The organism is Hymenobacter tenuis, assembly GCF_054780495.1.
The window spans coordinates 1987929-2003013 of the sequence record NZ_BAAGWF010000001.1 but is presented as its reverse complement, the minus strand read 5'-3'; the positions used below and the strand labels follow the sequence as shown (position 1 = coordinate 2003013).

Below are 15085 nucleotides of genomic sequence, written 5' to 3'. Positions count from 1 at the left end.
TCCCAAGAGGTCGTTACAGAATGCGCTGAACGGTCCTACGCCTGCTCAGTAAGCCAGTTATCAAGTAAGCGCAGGGTGCGTTGCTGGCTGTGGCCCTCATCCGGCGTGCCCAGAGTGGCGTTGTAGTAGGCGGCTCGTTGGTATAGGTCGGTGGGCTTGTGCTGCTGGTAGCGGCGCACTAGGGCTGCCAGCTCCGGCAACGTGCCAGCCTGTTCCACCAGCCCGTGCGCCACGTAGCCGTAATAATCAAAAGCCATGCTGTGCACCCCAAAGCGGAAATAGATACTGGCTAGGTTCAGCAACGTAGCTTCCAGATGGGTGCTGGTATCGGCGGCAATCAGGGCATCGTGCTCCATCAGAAACTCAAACACGTTTTGCTGGCGGGCATCAGAAAACTGCAGCCGGGGGTGTTGCGCCCGCAGAAACGAAAAGTCGCGCGGGTCGCCGGGGTGGGGGCGGAAGGTGAAGCTCAGGTCCGGAAACTCGCGCAGCAGGTACTCGATGGCAGCGGCAATGGCCTGCGTTTCATCGAGGGCGTTGCAGGCAATGGCCACTCGCTGCACGCGTGGCTGCTGGTTTTTGCGGGTCAGAAAGGCATCGGCCTTGGGCATGCCCACTAGCTCCGTCCGGCCCGCAACCGGCCCGCACTGCTGGTACTTATCCAGTGAGTCCTGACCTTCCAGTAAGCTTAAATCAAAGCCTAAAGGAGGAAACGCCGTGCTGACACTGGCGTGCTGCACATACGCGGTGGGCACGCCGCAGCTGCGGGCCGCCAGCAGCAGGGCGCGGGAGTCGTCGTTGTGGTCGTTAGCGAAGATGATGGCCCGCGGCTGGTAGTGGCGCAAGGCCCGACAGTACACCTCGTAATACCCGATGGCGTTGAAAATCAAATCAAAAAACCGCCAGGCCTTCCCGCCTTCCGTGCGCTTCAGGCCCGCATACACCCTAGGAAACTGCCCGTAGTACAAGAGCTTGCGGCGCAACGAAAGTCGGTTTACTACCCCATTGTATCGGCCAATCTGTTTGCTCTGGCCGGCCACCAGCACCGTATCGGGGCGGGCTTCTCTGATGAAATGCAGCGCGTCGTAGTTGTTTTGGCTTACCACATACAGCCACACCTTGCCCTGGAGCTGCTCCGGGTTGCGCACTTTCCGGAACACATTGCCCAGCAGGCGCAGCCCGGCGTAGCCTGCCACTTTTGCCGTCCGCTTCCAGGGGCTGGCCGGAGAAATGGACTCCAGCATGTGCGCCGGCAACGAGGCAAACAAATCGGTAAAACGCAGCTGCAGGATGTCGCGCAGGCGAGAAACGGCGGGGGAAGGCATGAGCAGGAAGCTAGCTACGGGCCGAAGTGCTACAGCGCATCCCAGGTGAGGGCTGTGCCCGCGCTTAAGTTCTGGCGGGCGGGTTTGCCCAGCAACTGGTCGTAGTAGCGAGGTGGCAGGCCGTCGCCCGGGCGCACTACGCGCAGGTTTTCCTTGGTAAAAATCTGCCCGGCCTGAATATCCTGCGCTACATACAAGGAGCGTTTGTAGAGGCGGCTTTTCTCCTCAGCCCGCTGGACGCCGTACTGCACGTGGCCCAAGGCCTGCCAGGCGCGTTCGGTTTCCGTAACCAGTTGTGCTACTTCCTCGGGCTCCAGCGAAAAAGCCGAATCCACCCCGCCATCGGCGCGGCGCAGGGTTACGTGCTTTTCTACCACGCAGGCACCTAGTGCCACGGCGGCTACGGCCGCGCCCACGCCCATGGTATGGTCAGAGAGGCCCACCAGCGCATCGGGGAAAAGCTGCTGAAAGTGGGGCAGGGTGCGCAGGTTGGTGTTTTGCGGCGTGGCGGGGTAGGTGCTGGTACATTTCAGCAGCACCAGGTCGCGGCAGCCCGCCTCGCGCAGAATCTGTACGGCCTCGGCTACTTCAGCCAATGTACTAGCCCCCGTGCTCATGATAACCGGTTTGCCGGTAGCAGCCACGCGGCGTAGCAACGGCCAGTCGGTGTTCTCGAAGGAGGCAATTTTATAGGCCGGCACGTCCAAAGTCTCCAGAAAATCGACGGCGGTTTCATCGAAGGGGGAGCTGAACGCCAGCATCCCGCGCTCCCGGGCGCGGTCGAAAAGGGGCTTATGCCACTCCCAGGGCGTGTGCGCCTCCTGGTAGAGCTCGTGCAGTTCCCGGCCAAACCACAGGGAGTTGGGGTCGTCGATGCGGTAGGCCCCGGGCAGGGTCATGGTGTCGGCGGTGTAGGTTTGGAGCTTGATGGCGTGAGCCCCAGCCGCGGCCATGGCATCTACAATGGCCAGCCCCCGGTTTAGGTCCTGGTTGTGGTTGCCGCTAAGCTCGGCAATAATGAACGGAGGCTGATCGGGGCCAATCAGGCGGGAGCCAATGGAGAACTGCATGCGACAAAAATACGAAGCCTATCGTCAGAATAGGCTTCGTATTTCGCCTGTTTAATTCGAATAAATTCGTTGTTCTTAATTCTGGCGAATAGTTATATATTCTTAACCATTTCAGGGAAATACGTTGGATTGAAGCAGGCTACTAAAATTCTATCTACAGGTTGTCCATCAACAAGATAGTGTCCTTTTAAACGCCCTTCCTCGACCCACCCGGCACGGGTATACGCCTTAATTGAGCTCACGTTTGTTTCAAACATTCCACCGAATAGCTTTCGTATATCAAACTCGCTAAAAGCTAAGGCATTACCTAGTTTTATTGCTTCAACAGCCAGTCCTCGGCCATGAAAATCTCTATCTCCAATTAATACGACAAGATCGGATATTTTATGATCATGGTTAATAGGGCCAAGCTTTATGGTCCCAATACAAACTTGGCTATGCTTATCAATTATAGCAAAGACATAAACTGTGGCACTTGCTATACCCTGTTCAATACTAGTGAGCAATGATTCATACGTATGAGTTTGACGAGAATTAGTGTAAAAGCGCATTAACCCATCATCTTCGAACCAACTAATGAATCTCTCATCTATATCAGTTCGTTTAAGGCTGCGAAGTTCTAAGTTCTCAGACTCGTACTTGTTGTTAAGCTTGATCAGGCTCGTCGATTCCATTGATAAGAATTGTGAAGTTCGAGAATTCTACAAAAGCTTTATTCACTAGTGTATTTAATTCCGTGCTTGCATAGCTTGTACTTCCTCACAGAGTTTTGTGGTGAGTATTTCACGAACATAGGGAACTCTACTAGTATGTGAAAGCCACCGCAACGCTCTGTTTAGTGATTTATTTAATTCAAAATCAGTAAGCTCTTCATAATCACCAATAGAATAGGCATGATTATGCTCACCTACATAATCTGCAAGTCTGCGTTGATTATCAACGTAATATCCAGTTATACAGGCTTTTCCGAGTATCAAGCTCTCAATTAGGATTGTACTAGCTGGACAAATGATAGCATCATATAACTCTATTTCTTCAGCCATAGCTTCAGCGCTGAGGCCTCTTAGTTCTTTAATTATGGTGCTTGTGTACTGGGATCTTAACAGTTCTATTTTTGTGAGTGGTTCAGACGCACCACCCATGATAACTCCGATATATTTTATTTCTTCAACGGGCAATAGCGCCTCCAGACATCTAATACTAAGCTGCATTGGGTCGGCGCCTCCAAAGCACAGAAGCACTTTATTAATATTTTTAATAGGGTGCGGAAGGTGAAACCTTTGACGAAAAGGGCTGCGCACCAAAGAGAAAGCTGGTCCTAGACAATAGCGGGTTGTTTCAAGGGCATTGTACATTGATGATGTTATGCCGGGAGAATGATTAATAATTAAATCAGCTACAAAAGAACCTTTACATAGGTCATCAATACAAATTAGTTGACAGCCGCTTCTCTTTAATTGTAGTTGATATGATTGGTTGAATAAATAACCATCTAATACTACTATATCTTTGGCTGTAAAGAAGCGTTCGCATAAGTAGTTCGCTTCCTCTAATAAGTGGTAATCCGTAAGTTCTATTAATTCCAAGCCGGCAGTATGCACTAAGTCACGGACTACTTCTGGAGGATTGGAGGCAATAAAAAAAGATTGTCTATTAGCTCCTGCAATTTCCGCAAGGGCTAACGATCTAATAACATGGCCTAAACCAATTGTGCCATTGCCATCAGCGCGAAAAAAAATACTCATGAAGCAACGACATGGTTGTGAAACTGATTAGATCTATTTGCTGAAGTTATATCTCTTCTGCTCAATCGAAGCATTTAGGTTCACTAATTCCGGATGTGCATTCATCAAGTTGACAAGATCAGCTTCATCTAACTTATCGGCATTGTATTCCTCGAGTAGTGTGCGTAACAAAGTATAATCTTCTACAGTGTCTAGAGTAAGCCGCAACGCACTCGCGTCTGTCGCCCTAGTAATGTGTGCGTATTGGATCTTTCCAGATCTGTTCTGGTGAATATAAGGAGTAACATGTTCTCGGTCCGACAGGCTCGTAGCATTGCATTGAGCATCAGTTAGCATCTCCATAGAAAACACTTCAAAATCAAGTCCTCTCGGATAGGTACGCACTATACCATTAGATAAATATAAGTGGGAATCTTCTGCGGCTAGGTACCGCTCTACCCCTTTGCTCACTAACTTGCCATCTATTAATGGACAGTCGGATGTGACACGAACAAGAGCATCGAGCCCAAATTGTTTTGCTGCCTCGAAGTAGCGGCTTAGTACATCATCGGAACTTCCTCTGAAACAAGGGATTGATAATTTAAAGCATTGATCCTCAATCAAATCATCTGCAGCAAGAGTAGTTGTGGCGATATAAAGAGGCAGTCCACTCGCTTGAAGACGATTTACATGGAATTCTAACATAGTTATTCCACGTGCTGTCATCAGTACTTTGCCTGGCAAACGGCTGCTCCCCATGCGAGCTTGTGATATGATACCAATGTTCATAAGTAAAAGGATAATTGTTTGCTGTTCATAAATCGAATGCTTCAGTTTTGCAAGCTGCTTTGAAGTAACCACCCTTTCTCAAGAAGCCAGAAGCGCGTCTATTCATAGCTAGCAAGGCAAGACAACTACCCACGATCGTCAATCATGGCGATGGAAAATCAGTAAACGCTACCAATACAGCAAATGTAGTCTAACAAGATAATATATAATATTACTTCATTAAAAATGTGTTAGATATGGATCAAAATCATATATAAAAATGAAAAATTATATTTTAAAATGTGTACCATGCTCTTAGCTTTGTGACAATTTTTTTGCCCAGTACGGGTAGTACAATTGAAATAAAGTGCTGTTTTAATTGATTTTTTAGCCCAATAACCATATTATGAAATTTATTCTTACGCTAATAATATTGCTTGCGCTTCAGCATAGCTTATATGCACAGAAGGAAAATAACAACTGGCTTTTTGGAGACAACGCATGGATAAGTTTTTCGGGAGGGGCGCCAGTTCCGCTTCAGGGAAGCGCTATGAGTACGTATGAGCCTTGCGCTTCGGTCTCAGACGGTGCAGGAAATTTACTGTTTTATACAAATAGTATAAACATCTGGAACCGCAATCACCAAGTGATGCAAAACGGACAAGGCTTAGGGGGACATGAATCTACAACACAGGGGGCCTCAATTGTAAAAAGCCCAGCCAACCCAAACCACTACTACGTGTTTATGGTGGATGCATGTCAAAATTTCTTGCAGGGAGGTTTAAAATATAGTATTGTTGATATATCACAGCAGAGTGGCTTAGGGGCCGTAATAACGCGCTTAACCCAAGTGCCTAGCGGGAGGGTAACAGAGAAGCTAACTGTTGTTCCTCATGCCAATGGAATAGACAGTTGGATATTAGTGCACGGATGGGAATCGAACAGATTTATGGCCTATAGACTCTCTACTGCCGGTCTGAATTTGGCTCCTGTGATATCTAATATTGGTTCAGTGCACTCAGGTGGTGGCGGGGACTTCTGGAACGCTAATTCTGTAGGGTACATGAAAGTATCGCCAGCCGGTAACAAATTAGCTCTTGGCATACGAGATGCAAATTTTGAACTATTCGATTTTAACACTAGCACAGGACAGGTATCAAATTATATCCCCCTCCCTCAATTTTATAGAAGCTATGGGGTAGAGTTTTCTACTGATGGTTCTCGTCTTTATGGTACTAATCTAGACGGTCATGAAATATACCAATTCAATCTTTTGGCTGGCTCAGGGGTAAATATAGCAGCGTCAGCTACTGTAATAGGTTATACGTCAGGTTATGGAGGAGCTCTTCAGCTAGGGCCTGATAGTAAGATTTATGTATCTCAAGATAGAAGTACACACTTAGGAGTTATTAATAATCCTAATGCTCTAGGTACAACATGTGATTTTCAAGCCCAGGGTGTATATCTAGGAGGGATGACTTGCCGAATTGGATTACCTAATAATAGGAATTCAGCTTTTCAAGTTGTTTCACCCGTTCCGCCTATTAAAGCATCCTTTATAAACACAAACGTGTGCATTGGTACCAGTACAGCTTTTACAGCGACTATAGAAGGAGGAGTTGAACCATTAACCGCTAACTGGAACTTTGGAGATTCTGCTTCTGGTGGGGCCAACATAGCTAGCGGTAGATCTACAGTTCATACTTATTCAGCACCAGGTGCTTACACAGTTACACTCACCATCAACTCTGGTAATGCAATTGCCCTAACAATTACGAAAATAGTAACAGTTGCTCCATTACCAACTGTGAACCTGGGACCTGATGTTCAACGGGCATGCATAGGGGAATCTGTTATACTAAATGCCGGTACGCAGCCTCCTGGTACTTCTATTCGTTGGCAGGATGGCTCAAACAATCAAACCCTAACTGCCAGTGCTTCTGGCCAATATTATGTTGATGTAACTAATGCGTTGGGGTGCACAGTACGAAGTAGTGTAAAGGTACAGATCATGCCGTTGCCAAACATTCAACTTGGTCCATCAGTACAGCAATTATGTGAAGGTCGGCCTCTGACTTTATCAGCAGGCCCTCAGTCAGTTGGAAGTAGCTATCGTTGGCAAGATGGTTCAACAAACCCTACTTTAACAGTTCAGGCTGCAGGCTTTTATACAGTTTCTGTGACTTCGCCTTCAGGTTGTACTGATCAAGCTAGTACTCGTGTCGAGTTAGCGCCTTCTCCGGTGGTGAATATTGGAAGAGATACAGCTATTTGTGATGACCAGAGTATACTACTCAAGGCTGGCCCTCAACCAGCTGGGTATACTTACCACTGGCAAGATGGTTCTACAGGTAGTACATTCTCGGTTACATCACCCGGGATTTACGAAGTGGAAGTCACTTCGTCAAATGGATGTATTTCAAGCGACAAACTAATTGTTAAGCCAGCCGATTGCCCTTTTGATATACCAAATATCATTACACCTAATGGCGATAATAGTAACGAGACTTTTGTATTGAGAGGTTTACGCGCTTCAGAATGGCGTTGTCAGATATTCACTCGTTGGGGCCGGAATATTTACAATATGATCAGTTATGACAACAATTGGAATGCTGAAGGGCAGGCAAATGGAATATATTATTACTTGCTAACTCACTCATCAACAGGGAAACAGATCCGGGGATGGATTCAAGTAAATCGATAGCACCAAAATATTTGTTGAATAGCATTAGGAAAGCTGTTCAAAAGTTTTTTAGTACTAAATTTCGTTGGCAATGGAAATGTAATATTCAAGTCGGCATAAATCATATGATTTAACGCTGCTTCTGTCTTATTGCAATGGTATTCATATTGAATTTGGCTATTTGTTATTATTGTTTGAGTTTTATAAAATGTTCTCTGCGATATTTATGTAACTAATTGATAAACTCCCGGATGCAGCGAACCACGTATTTCTGTTCCTCATCGGTAAGGCTGGGGAACAGCGGAATGCTGAGGCAGTGGGCGTAATAGGCTTCGGAAAGCGGAAAGTCGCCGGGTTTCCAGCCTAACTCTTGGTAGTAGGGCATGGTATGCACCGGAATGTAGTGCACCTGGGCAAAAATCTGCTTCTCGCGCAGGAAATCATACAAGCCTTTGCGGTCCGCTACCTGAATCACATAGAGGTGATACGCGTGGCCGGCAGCGGGCGTAAGCGTCTGCACGGCGGGCATGTCGGCAAAGGCAGCATCGTAGCGGGCCGCTAGGTGCCGGCGGCGCGCAAGGCCCTCGTCGGCGCGGGTAAGCTGACTGATGCCCAAGGCGCACAGCATATCGGGCATGCGGTAATTGTAGCCGAGCTCCTGCATTTCCATGTACCAGCCACCGTCGTTTTTGTGCAGTTGGGCGGGGTCTTTGGTGATGCCGTGGGTGCGCAGGCGCAGCAGGTGCTCGTAGAGGTCAGCGCGGTTGGTGGTAATCATGCCGCCTTCGCCGGTAGCAATGTGCTTCACGGGGTGAAAGCTGAAGATGGCTAGATCGGCAAACTTCCCGTTGCCACAGCGCTGCTCCTGGCCCTGGCTATCGGTGAAAAAGCCGCCGGGGGCGTGGCAGGAGTCTTCTATAATCCAGAGGCCAAACTCATCGGCCAGTTGGCGGGCTTCTTCTAGATTTACGGGTAGCCCGGCAAAATCTACCGGAATCAGGCCTTGGAAATAGCCTTTCGGATGGCTTTCCAACAACCGGCGCACCGCCTTCAGGTCAATCAGCGCGGTAGTAGGGTCGATATCAGCGAAATGCACCTCGCCCCCGCAATAGCGCACGCAGTTAGCCGAGGCTGAAAAGGTGATGGGCGTAGTGATAACGCGCTGGCCGGGCTGTACACCCAGCGCCAGGGCACACAAATGCAGCGCTGCCGTACCATTGGCCACCGCTACTGCATACTTGGCCCCCACATATGCCGCAAACTTCTCCTCAAACTCCGCCACTTTAGGCCCCTGCGTGAGGTAGTCGGAGTACAGAGTTTCCGTGACGGCCTGCACATCTTCGGGGGTTATTTGCTGGCGGCCGTAGGCGATGGGACGGGTAGGGATGAAGGCAGATACGCTCATGGTAGTTTCAAAGGTACAGCAGCCAAGGCAACATTAGAACACAACAACGGCCGCCTCCTGTGGGAAAGCGGCCGCTGAGCTTTACGTAGAAACACTCTTACGCTTCAAACGTTTCGTCGACGTGCAGGCGGATTTCCTTCCGAATCTGCTCGGCGGAAAGCCATTCAGTGTTATTTGAAGAGTCGTAGTAGAAGCCGGAGTCCACGCGTTTACCGTTGAAGTGCCGAATGAAGTCACCCACGTCCCAGCGCGGCGTGAAGGGCAAAATCACGTAGTAGCGGTCCAGCTCCACGGTGCTTAGGGCATCGGTTTCGGTAATCATGGCCTCGTGCAGCTTTTCACCAGGCCGAATGCCCACAATCTCCTGGCGGCACTCGGGGCCGATGGCTTTGGCTACTTCCGTAATTTTGTAGCTCGGAATCTTAGGCACGAAAATTTCGCCGCCCCAGCTGTGCTCCAGCGCATACAGCACCAGGTCCACGCCTTCCTCCAACGAGATATTGAAGCGCGTCATGTCGGGGTGCGTGATGGGGAGCACGCCCGAAGAGCGGCGCTGCAGAAAAAACGGCACTACAGAGCCGCGTGAGCCAATTACGTTGCCGTAGCGCACCACCGAAAAGCGCAGGTCGCGGGAGCCCTTCATGTTGTTGGCGGCCACAAACAGCTTATCAGAGCACAGCTTGGTGGCGCCGTACAGGTTGATGGGCGCGGCCGCTTTATCGGTGCTGAGGGCTACTACGTCCTTCACTCCGCAGTCGAGGGCGGCGTTAATCACGTTTTCGGCCCCGAAGATGTTGGTTTTGATGCACTCCATGGGGTTGTACTCGGCGGCCGGCACCTGCTTGAGAGCAGCGGCGTGTACAATCACATCAATGCCTTCGCAGGCCCGCTTCAGCCGCTCGCCGTCGCGCACATCGCCAATAAAGTAGCGAATGGCGGGGTATTTCGCGTTCGGAAATACCTGCGACATTTCGTACTGCTTGAGCTCGTCGCGGGAGTAAATCACGAGGCGCTTTACCTGCGGGAATTTCTCAAACACCGTTTGCACGAACTTCTTGCCGAACGAGCCAGTGCCGCCGGTTACCAGAATGGATTTATTGTTGAGGTCGAGGGCCATAAGGGGAAAGCAAAGCCAGCAACTGCGCCAGCCGGGGTAAGGGGAACAAAAGTATACATTCCGCCGGGAGCTTGCGTAGTTTTGCCGGTGTTCAATTGTCAGTAGTGCGGCGCCGGTTATCAGTTTGTTTCTGGATGGGCTGCTGAGGCTGCCGCCTGGCAACGCACACCCCTAGTTTCGTAGCAATGGATTTGGCAACTGGCACCGCCCACCTTTCACCTGACTCTCCCATTAAAGTTATCATCTGGGATTTAGATGATACGTTTTGGAAAGGCACGCTTTCGGAAGGCGCGGTGGAGGCCTTGGAAGAAAACCTGCAGCTCGTGCGCGACACGGCCGCGCGGGGCATAGTCCACACCATCGTCAGCAAAAACGACTTTGCGCCTGCCGAGGCGAAGCTGATAGAGCTGGGCATCCGCGACCTGTTTGTTTTTCCCCAGATCAGCTGGCAACCCAAAGGCCCGATTATCAAGCAGCTGCTGGAGCAAATGCAACTGCGGGCCCCCAACGCACTCTTCCTCGACGACAACCCCATCAACAGGGCTGAGGCACAATACTATAATCCCGAACTCCAAGTAGCCGACCCCACGGCCCTCGTGTTACTAGCCCCTCAGCTGCGGCAAACCGGCAAGCCCGACCCCACGTTTTCGCGCCTGGAGCAGTACAAACTGTTGGAGCGCCAGCAGCAGGCCCGTACCCAATACGATGACAACCTGGCCTTTTTGCGCGATGCCCAGGTGCGCATTGAGTTCCGGGAAGGCGCCGCGGTTACGCCCGATCTGGCTAGGGTGGAAGAACTCATCAACCGCTCCAATCAGCTGAACTTTACCAAGCGCCGCGTGAGCCAACAGGAGCTAGCCACCAGCTTCCAAGACCCGAATCTGCGCTGGGGCACGGTGCGTGTGCAAGACAATTTCGGCGACTACGGCTTGGTGGGGGTGTATTGCCTGAACCAAGCTAGTAAGCAGCTAGAGCAGCTGGTGTTTTCCTGCCGGATTCTGCACCTGGGTATTGAGCAGTTCACCTACGCCCATCTGGGCTTTCCGGAACTAACGGTACAAGGAGAAGTAGCCACCGAGCTTAACCACACCGAGCGCCCCGATTGGATTACGATAGAGCAGCGGACTACCCCCGCACCGACCGCCAACCCCTCGGGTAGCCGCCTGCGCGTGCTGCTCAAAGGCGGCTGCGACCTGGGCCAGCTCACGCCGTTTTTGCAGGCGTTTGCGCTGGACGTAACCGAGGAATTCAACTTCAATAACGAGCACCAGATTCCGGTGCATCTGGAGCATACGGCACTGCTGCGAGCCAGCAAGGAGTGGCCGGCGGCTGAGCAGCAACGGGTAGCTTCTCAGCTGCCTTTCCTAGGCCGCGAAGCCTTTGAAACCCAGCTCTGGAACGATGGCTACGACGTGCTGGTGTACAGCCCCCTGATGGATTATACCCAGGAGCTGTACCGCGAAAAAGCCACTGGCCTCGAAATACCCTTCGGTGGGTACCAAGATCTGACCACGGTGGAGCCAGCCGCCCAAGCTGCCAAGTATGCCCAGCGCCGCTTTCAGGGCCTGAATGAGGCCTTTCTGCGGCGGTTTCAGCAGGAGTTTGAGTGTGTGGGGCAGCTAGCGCCACCTAGGTTCCTGGTCAACCTAAAGTGGTTGCGCGCTCAGGTGCCGGCTGCCGTGCCCATCTTTTTCCTGAATGGCAGTGAAGTTGAAGTGCCTGGCTCCGGTGAAAAAGGGGCAGTGCAGCGGCATCAGCTGATGAATAACGCGCTAGCTGACTTTGTAGCCTCGGCCGAAAACTGCTTTGTGCTGGATGTGCGCGAGTTTGTGCAAACCCCCGCCGACGTAACTAACAACCTGCGCCACTACCAGCGCCAGCACTACCGCACCTTGGCGCAGCGCCTCGCTGCCGCCATTAGCGAGTGGCACGGCCAGCAACTGGAACACTCCACTTGGACAGACCTGAAAGCGCGCGCGGCTAGCCTGGTGCCGGGCAAACTGCGTGGGCTATGGCAAAAGCTGTAGGTCAGGGCTGAATAAGCTTTGCGAGTTGCTCCGTGAGGGCGCGGCGGGAGTAGCGTGCGTGCGCATTCCCCGCTAGGTCCAAGTTGGGGCTAAAGTGCCACTGGGCTACCAACGACTCCAGCCGGGCTAGCATAGCAGCGTAATCAGCGTAGGGAAGAGCCTGGCCCGCGCCACATTCGCGCAGTAGAATGTCTGCATCGGAGCCAGCCGGCCCGACGCACAGGATGGGCTTGCGGGCAGCCAGATACTCGAATACTTTGCCGGGCAAGATACCCAGGTTGTTGGCTACGTCCGGAATGGCCATGAGCAGCACCGTGCTCCGGAGCAGGTAGCCCACCGACTCATCGTGCGGCACGAAGGGAATAAACTCCGTCCGGTTCTGCAACCCTGCTGCCACCACTTGTTCCCGCAATCCATCGGATACTTTGCCCACGAAGCGCAGCCGTAGCGGCACGCGAGGGTGGCGTCGGGCACACTCAGCACAGGCCGCTAGCAGCTGCTCAATGTGGTAGGTTTCAGAGATAGTGCCCGTGTGGGTAATAAGTAAGGCATCCGGAGGCGGCGCGCTCGGCTCCCGGAAATCAGCCTCATCATAACCATTCGGCAGCACATGAATTTTCTCGGCCGCAATCCGCCCCGACTTTGCGCTGAACAGGCGCTTGGTGCTGGGGCTGGTGACCAGCACGGCATCGGCCTGTTCCAGCACTTGGCGCTCGTAGCGCGCATCAAGCCAGCGAGCCGGTGGCGTATGGTTCAGCTCTTTATAGTAATAAATATCCGTCCAGGGGTCGCGCATATCGGCCAGCCAGCGCAGGCCGTAGCGGCGCTTTAGCTCCAGCCCAATCAGCTGGGTAGAGTGCGGCGGCGAGCTGGTTAGCACGGCGTCAAACTGCTCACCGGCGGCTACTAGGTCGGCCACGGCTTGCAACACGTAGCGGTTCCAGCCGCGCCGCGCATCAGGGATAAACACGTTGCCGCGCACAAACTTGAAGAGGCGCTGTACCAAGCTGGTTTTGCTTTCGCCCACAAAGCCGCCGTAGGGAACTTGCTTGCCAGTCAGCTTCTTATAGCTATCAAAGGGCTCAAAGGTGCTGGTGCGCAACACCCGCACGTGGGGCGGCACATCAGCGGCCAAGGAGTGGTCGAGCACGGGGTAGGCGCCCTGCGCGGGGTCGACGGTAATAACGGTGGGCTCTACTCCAAACTGGGGCAGATGCTTCACGAACTTGAGGCTGCGCTGCACGCCGGCCCCACCGGAGGGCGGCCAGTAATAGGTAATGACAAGCAAACGAAGCGGACGAGCAGCAGACACGGGCAGAACGAGAGGGAATGAAACCGCGAAGGTACATAGCCGCGGCCTTTCGGGGTTTTCTGGTTACTTTTGAAGGCTGAACCCCCGAAGGCCTTCTGCCTTTCCCAGGCTCTCTCCCCGAGAGTGGGCTAGCTTCAGCAATTTCACGACAATCAGCGCAAATCTGCGACTCCATGTTCGATAATCTCAGTACCAAGCTTGATAAGGCCTTTAAAACCCTCAAAGGCCAGGGCAGCATCACCGAAATCAACGTTGCCGCCACGGTAAAGGAAATCCGCCGTGCTCTGGTAGATGCCGACGTTAACTACAAGGTAGCCAAGGAAGTAACCGACAAGATTAAAGACGAGGCCATGGGCCGCGACGTGCTTATTAGCGTGTCGCCGGGCCAGCTGATGACCAAAATCGTGTATGATGAGCTTACCCAGCTCATGGGCGGCGAAAAGCAGGACATCGTCATCAAAGGCGAGCCGGCTGTGGTGCTGCTTTCGGGTCTGCAGGGTTCGGGCAAAACCACATTTGCCGGTAAGCTGGCTAGCTACCTCAAAAAGCAAAACCGCACGGTACTGCTGGTAGCCTGCGACGTGTATCGTCCGGCCGCTATCGACCAGCTGAAAGTGTTGGGTGAGCAGGTAGGAGTGGAGGTGTACTCGGAGCCGGAAAACAAGAATCCGGTTCAGATTTCGCAGAACGCCATTGATTACGCTCGCAAAAACAACAAAAAAGTAGTCATCATCGACACCGCCGGCCGCTTGGCTGTGGACGAGCAGATGATGAACGAGATTGAGGCCGTAAAGCGCGCCATCAATCCCTCAGAAACCTTGTTCGTGGTTGACTCGATGACGGGTCAGGACGCCGTGAACACGGCCAAAACTTTCAACGACCGCCTGAACTTCGATGGCGTGGTACTCACCAAACTCGATGGTGACTCGCGCGGTGGTGCTGCCCTGTCCATTCGGGCCGTGGTAGAAAAGCCCATCAAGTTTATCTCGACGGGCGAGAAGATGGAGGCGCTGGATATGTTCTATCCAGACCGTATGGCCCAGCGTATCCTGGGCATGGGCGACGTAATCTCGCTGGTAGAACGTGCGCAGCAGCAGTTCGACGAGGAAGAGGCCAAGCGCATCAACCAGAAGATTCGCAAAAACCAGTTCAACTTCGACGACTTCCTCTCCCAACTGGAGCAGATCAAGAAGATGGGCAACCTGAAAGATCTGGTGGGCATGATCCCCGGCATGGGCAAAGCCATGAAGGACGTGGAAATCGACGACGACGCCTTCAAGCCCATTGAAGCCATCATCAAGAGCATGACGCCTAAGGAGCGCGCCCAGCCTGAACTGCTGAACGGCTCGCGCCGTCGCCGCTTGGCTAAAGGCTCCGGCACGGATATTCAGCAGGTAAACAACCTAATGAAGCAGTTTGAGGATATGCGTAAAGTAATGCGCACCATGAACAAAATGAGCTCCACCAAAGGCGGTATGCAGCAAATGGCTCGCATGATGGGCATGAAAGGCCCCCTGCGCTAGGCCCCAAAACGCCTCAAACCTCAAAGCCCGGATGCTCCTGCGTCCGGGCTTTTTTGTGCTCAGCCGGATCTAAAATGACGTCGGAAACAAACGTCATGCTGAGCGAAGCGAAAGCATCTGGCGTGCTGCCG

The 15085-nt window shown here is 52.3% G+C and carries 11 protein-coding genes; 3 read left to right on the top strand and 8 right to left on the bottom strand.

Translation table 11 applies throughout. The features are described 5' to 3' along the window. Positions 1 to 35: 35 nt before the first annotated feature. The 5 genes from ACYVGU_RS08705 to ACYVGU_RS08685 all read right to left on the bottom strand — a co-directional run bounded on the left by ACYVGU_RS08705 (position 36) and on the right by ACYVGU_RS08685 (position 4908). On the bottom strand, positions 36 to 1325 hold the full coding sequence (locus ACYVGU_RS08705; RefSeq protein ID WP_460621718.1) for a glycosyltransferase family protein: 1290 nt from the start codon (positions 1323 to 1325) through the stop codon (positions 36 to 38). A gap of 29 nt (positions 1326 to 1354) precedes the next feature. Then, positions 1355 to 2395, bottom strand: a complete 1041-nt coding sequence (gene pseI / locus ACYVGU_RS08700) for a pseudaminic acid synthase (protein WP_460621717.1) — start codon at positions 2393 to 2395, stop codon at positions 1355 to 1357. A 92-nt stretch (positions 2396 to 2487) separates the two neighbouring features. Continuing rightward, positions 2488 to 3069 (bottom strand): GNAT family N-acetyltransferase, encoded by a 582-nt coding sequence (locus ACYVGU_RS08695; RefSeq protein ID WP_460621716.1) that lies wholly within the window; start codon positions 3067 to 3069, stop codon positions 2488 to 2490. Between the two features lie 54 nt (positions 3070 to 3123). Next, positions 3124 to 4140, bottom strand: a complete 1017-nt coding sequence (gene pseG / locus ACYVGU_RS08690; protein ID WP_460621715.1) for a PseG/SpsG family protein — start codon at positions 4138 to 4140, stop codon at positions 3124 to 3126. Positions 4141 to 4173: 33 nt separating this feature from the next. Beyond that, positions 4174 to 4908 carry a cytidylyltransferase domain-containing protein gene (locus tag ACYVGU_RS08685; protein ID WP_460621714.1) on the bottom strand — a complete coding sequence of 245 codons (735 nt, stop codon included), beginning with the start codon at positions 4906 to 4908 and terminating at the stop codon, positions 4174 to 4176. Between the two features lie 385 nt (positions 4909 to 5293). Here ACYVGU_RS08685 and ACYVGU_RS08680 point away from each other — a divergent pair, with 385 nt between their 5' ends. Then, complete coding sequence (locus tag ACYVGU_RS08680; protein ID WP_460621713.1) at positions 5294 to 7591, top strand: PKD domain-containing protein; 2298 nt, start codon at positions 5294 to 5296, stop codon at positions 7589 to 7591. 211 nt (positions 7592 to 7802) lie between these two features. On the opposite strand, the gene pseC is transcribed toward ACYVGU_RS08680, so the two are convergent. Continuing rightward, positions 7803 to 8975 (bottom strand): PLP-dependent aminotransferase family protein, encoded by a 1173-nt coding sequence (gene pseC, locus ACYVGU_RS08675; protein ID WP_460621712.1) that lies wholly within the window; start codon positions 8973 to 8975, stop codon positions 7803 to 7805. 97 nt (positions 8976 to 9072) lie between these two features. Beyond that, the gene (gene pseB / locus ACYVGU_RS08670) at positions 9073 to 10092 is read right to left on the bottom strand and encodes a UDP-N-acetylglucosamine 4,6-dehydratase (inverting) (protein WP_460621711.1); all 1020 of its coding nucleotides are present in this window, start codon (positions 10090 to 10092) and stop codon (positions 9073 to 9075) included. Positions 10093 to 10277: 185 nt separating this feature from the next. Between pseB and ACYVGU_RS08665 the strand changes: the two genes are divergently transcribed. Further along, positions 10278 to 12119: a hypothetical protein gene (locus ACYVGU_RS08665; RefSeq protein ID WP_460621710.1), complete on the top strand. Its 1842-nt coding sequence runs from the start codon at positions 10278 to 10280 to the stop codon at positions 12117 to 12119. 1 nt (position 12120) lies between these two features. Here ACYVGU_RS08665 and ACYVGU_RS08660 read toward each other — a convergent pair whose 3' ends face one another. Then, the gene (locus ACYVGU_RS08660; protein WP_460621709.1) at positions 12121 to 13431 is read right to left on the bottom strand and encodes a glycosyltransferase family 4 protein; all 1311 of its coding nucleotides are present in this window, start codon (positions 13429 to 13431) and stop codon (positions 12121 to 12123) included. 173 nt (positions 13432 to 13604) lie between these two features. Between ACYVGU_RS08660 and ffh the strand changes: the two genes are divergently transcribed. Then, positions 13605 to 14954: a signal recognition particle protein gene (ffh, locus tag ACYVGU_RS08655; RefSeq protein ID WP_460614421.1), complete on the top strand. Its 1350-nt coding sequence runs from the start codon at positions 13605 to 13607 to the stop codon at positions 14952 to 14954. Positions 14955 to 15085 lie beyond the last annotated feature (131 nt).

What these genes read in the sequence shown, in the direction of transcription:
- ACYVGU_RS08705 (WP_460621718.1), bottom strand. Translation starts at nt 1,325, where the DNA reads ATGCCTTCCCCCGCCGTTTCTCGCCTGCGCGACATCCTGCAGCTGCGT.
- pseI (WP_460621717.1), bottom strand. Translation starts at nt 2,395, where the DNA reads ATGCAGTTCTCCATTGGCTCCCGCCTGATTGGCCCCGATCAGCCTCCG.
- ACYVGU_RS08695 (WP_460621716.1), bottom strand. Translation starts at nt 3,069, where the DNA reads ATGGAATCGACGAGCCTGATCAAGCTTAACAACAAGTACGAGTCTGAG.
- pseG (WP_460621715.1), bottom strand. Translation starts at nt 4,140, where the DNA reads ATGAGTATTTTTTTTCGCGCTGATGGCAATGGCACAATTGGTTTAGGC.
- ACYVGU_RS08685 (WP_460621714.1), bottom strand. Translation starts at nt 4,908, where the DNA reads ATGAACATTGGTATCATATCACAAGCTCGCATGGGGAGCAGCCGTTTG.
- ACYVGU_RS08680 (WP_460621713.1), top strand. Translation starts at nt 5,294, where the DNA reads ATGAAATTTATTCTTACGCTAATAATATTGCTTGCGCTTCAGCATAGC.
- pseC (WP_460621712.1), bottom strand. Translation starts at nt 8,975, where the DNA reads ATGAGCGTATCTGCCTTCATCCCTACCCGTCCCATCGCCTACGGCCGC.
- pseB (WP_460621711.1), bottom strand. Translation starts at nt 10,092, where the DNA reads ATGGCCCTCGACCTCAACAATAAATCCATTCTGGTAACCGGCGGCACT.
- ACYVGU_RS08665 (WP_460621710.1), top strand. Translation starts at nt 10,278, where the DNA reads ATGGATTTGGCAACTGGCACCGCCCACCTTTCACCTGACTCTCCCATT.
- ffh (WP_460614421.1), top strand. Translation starts at nt 13,605, where the DNA reads ATGTTCGATAATCTCAGTACCAAGCTTGATAAGGCCTTTAAAACCCTC.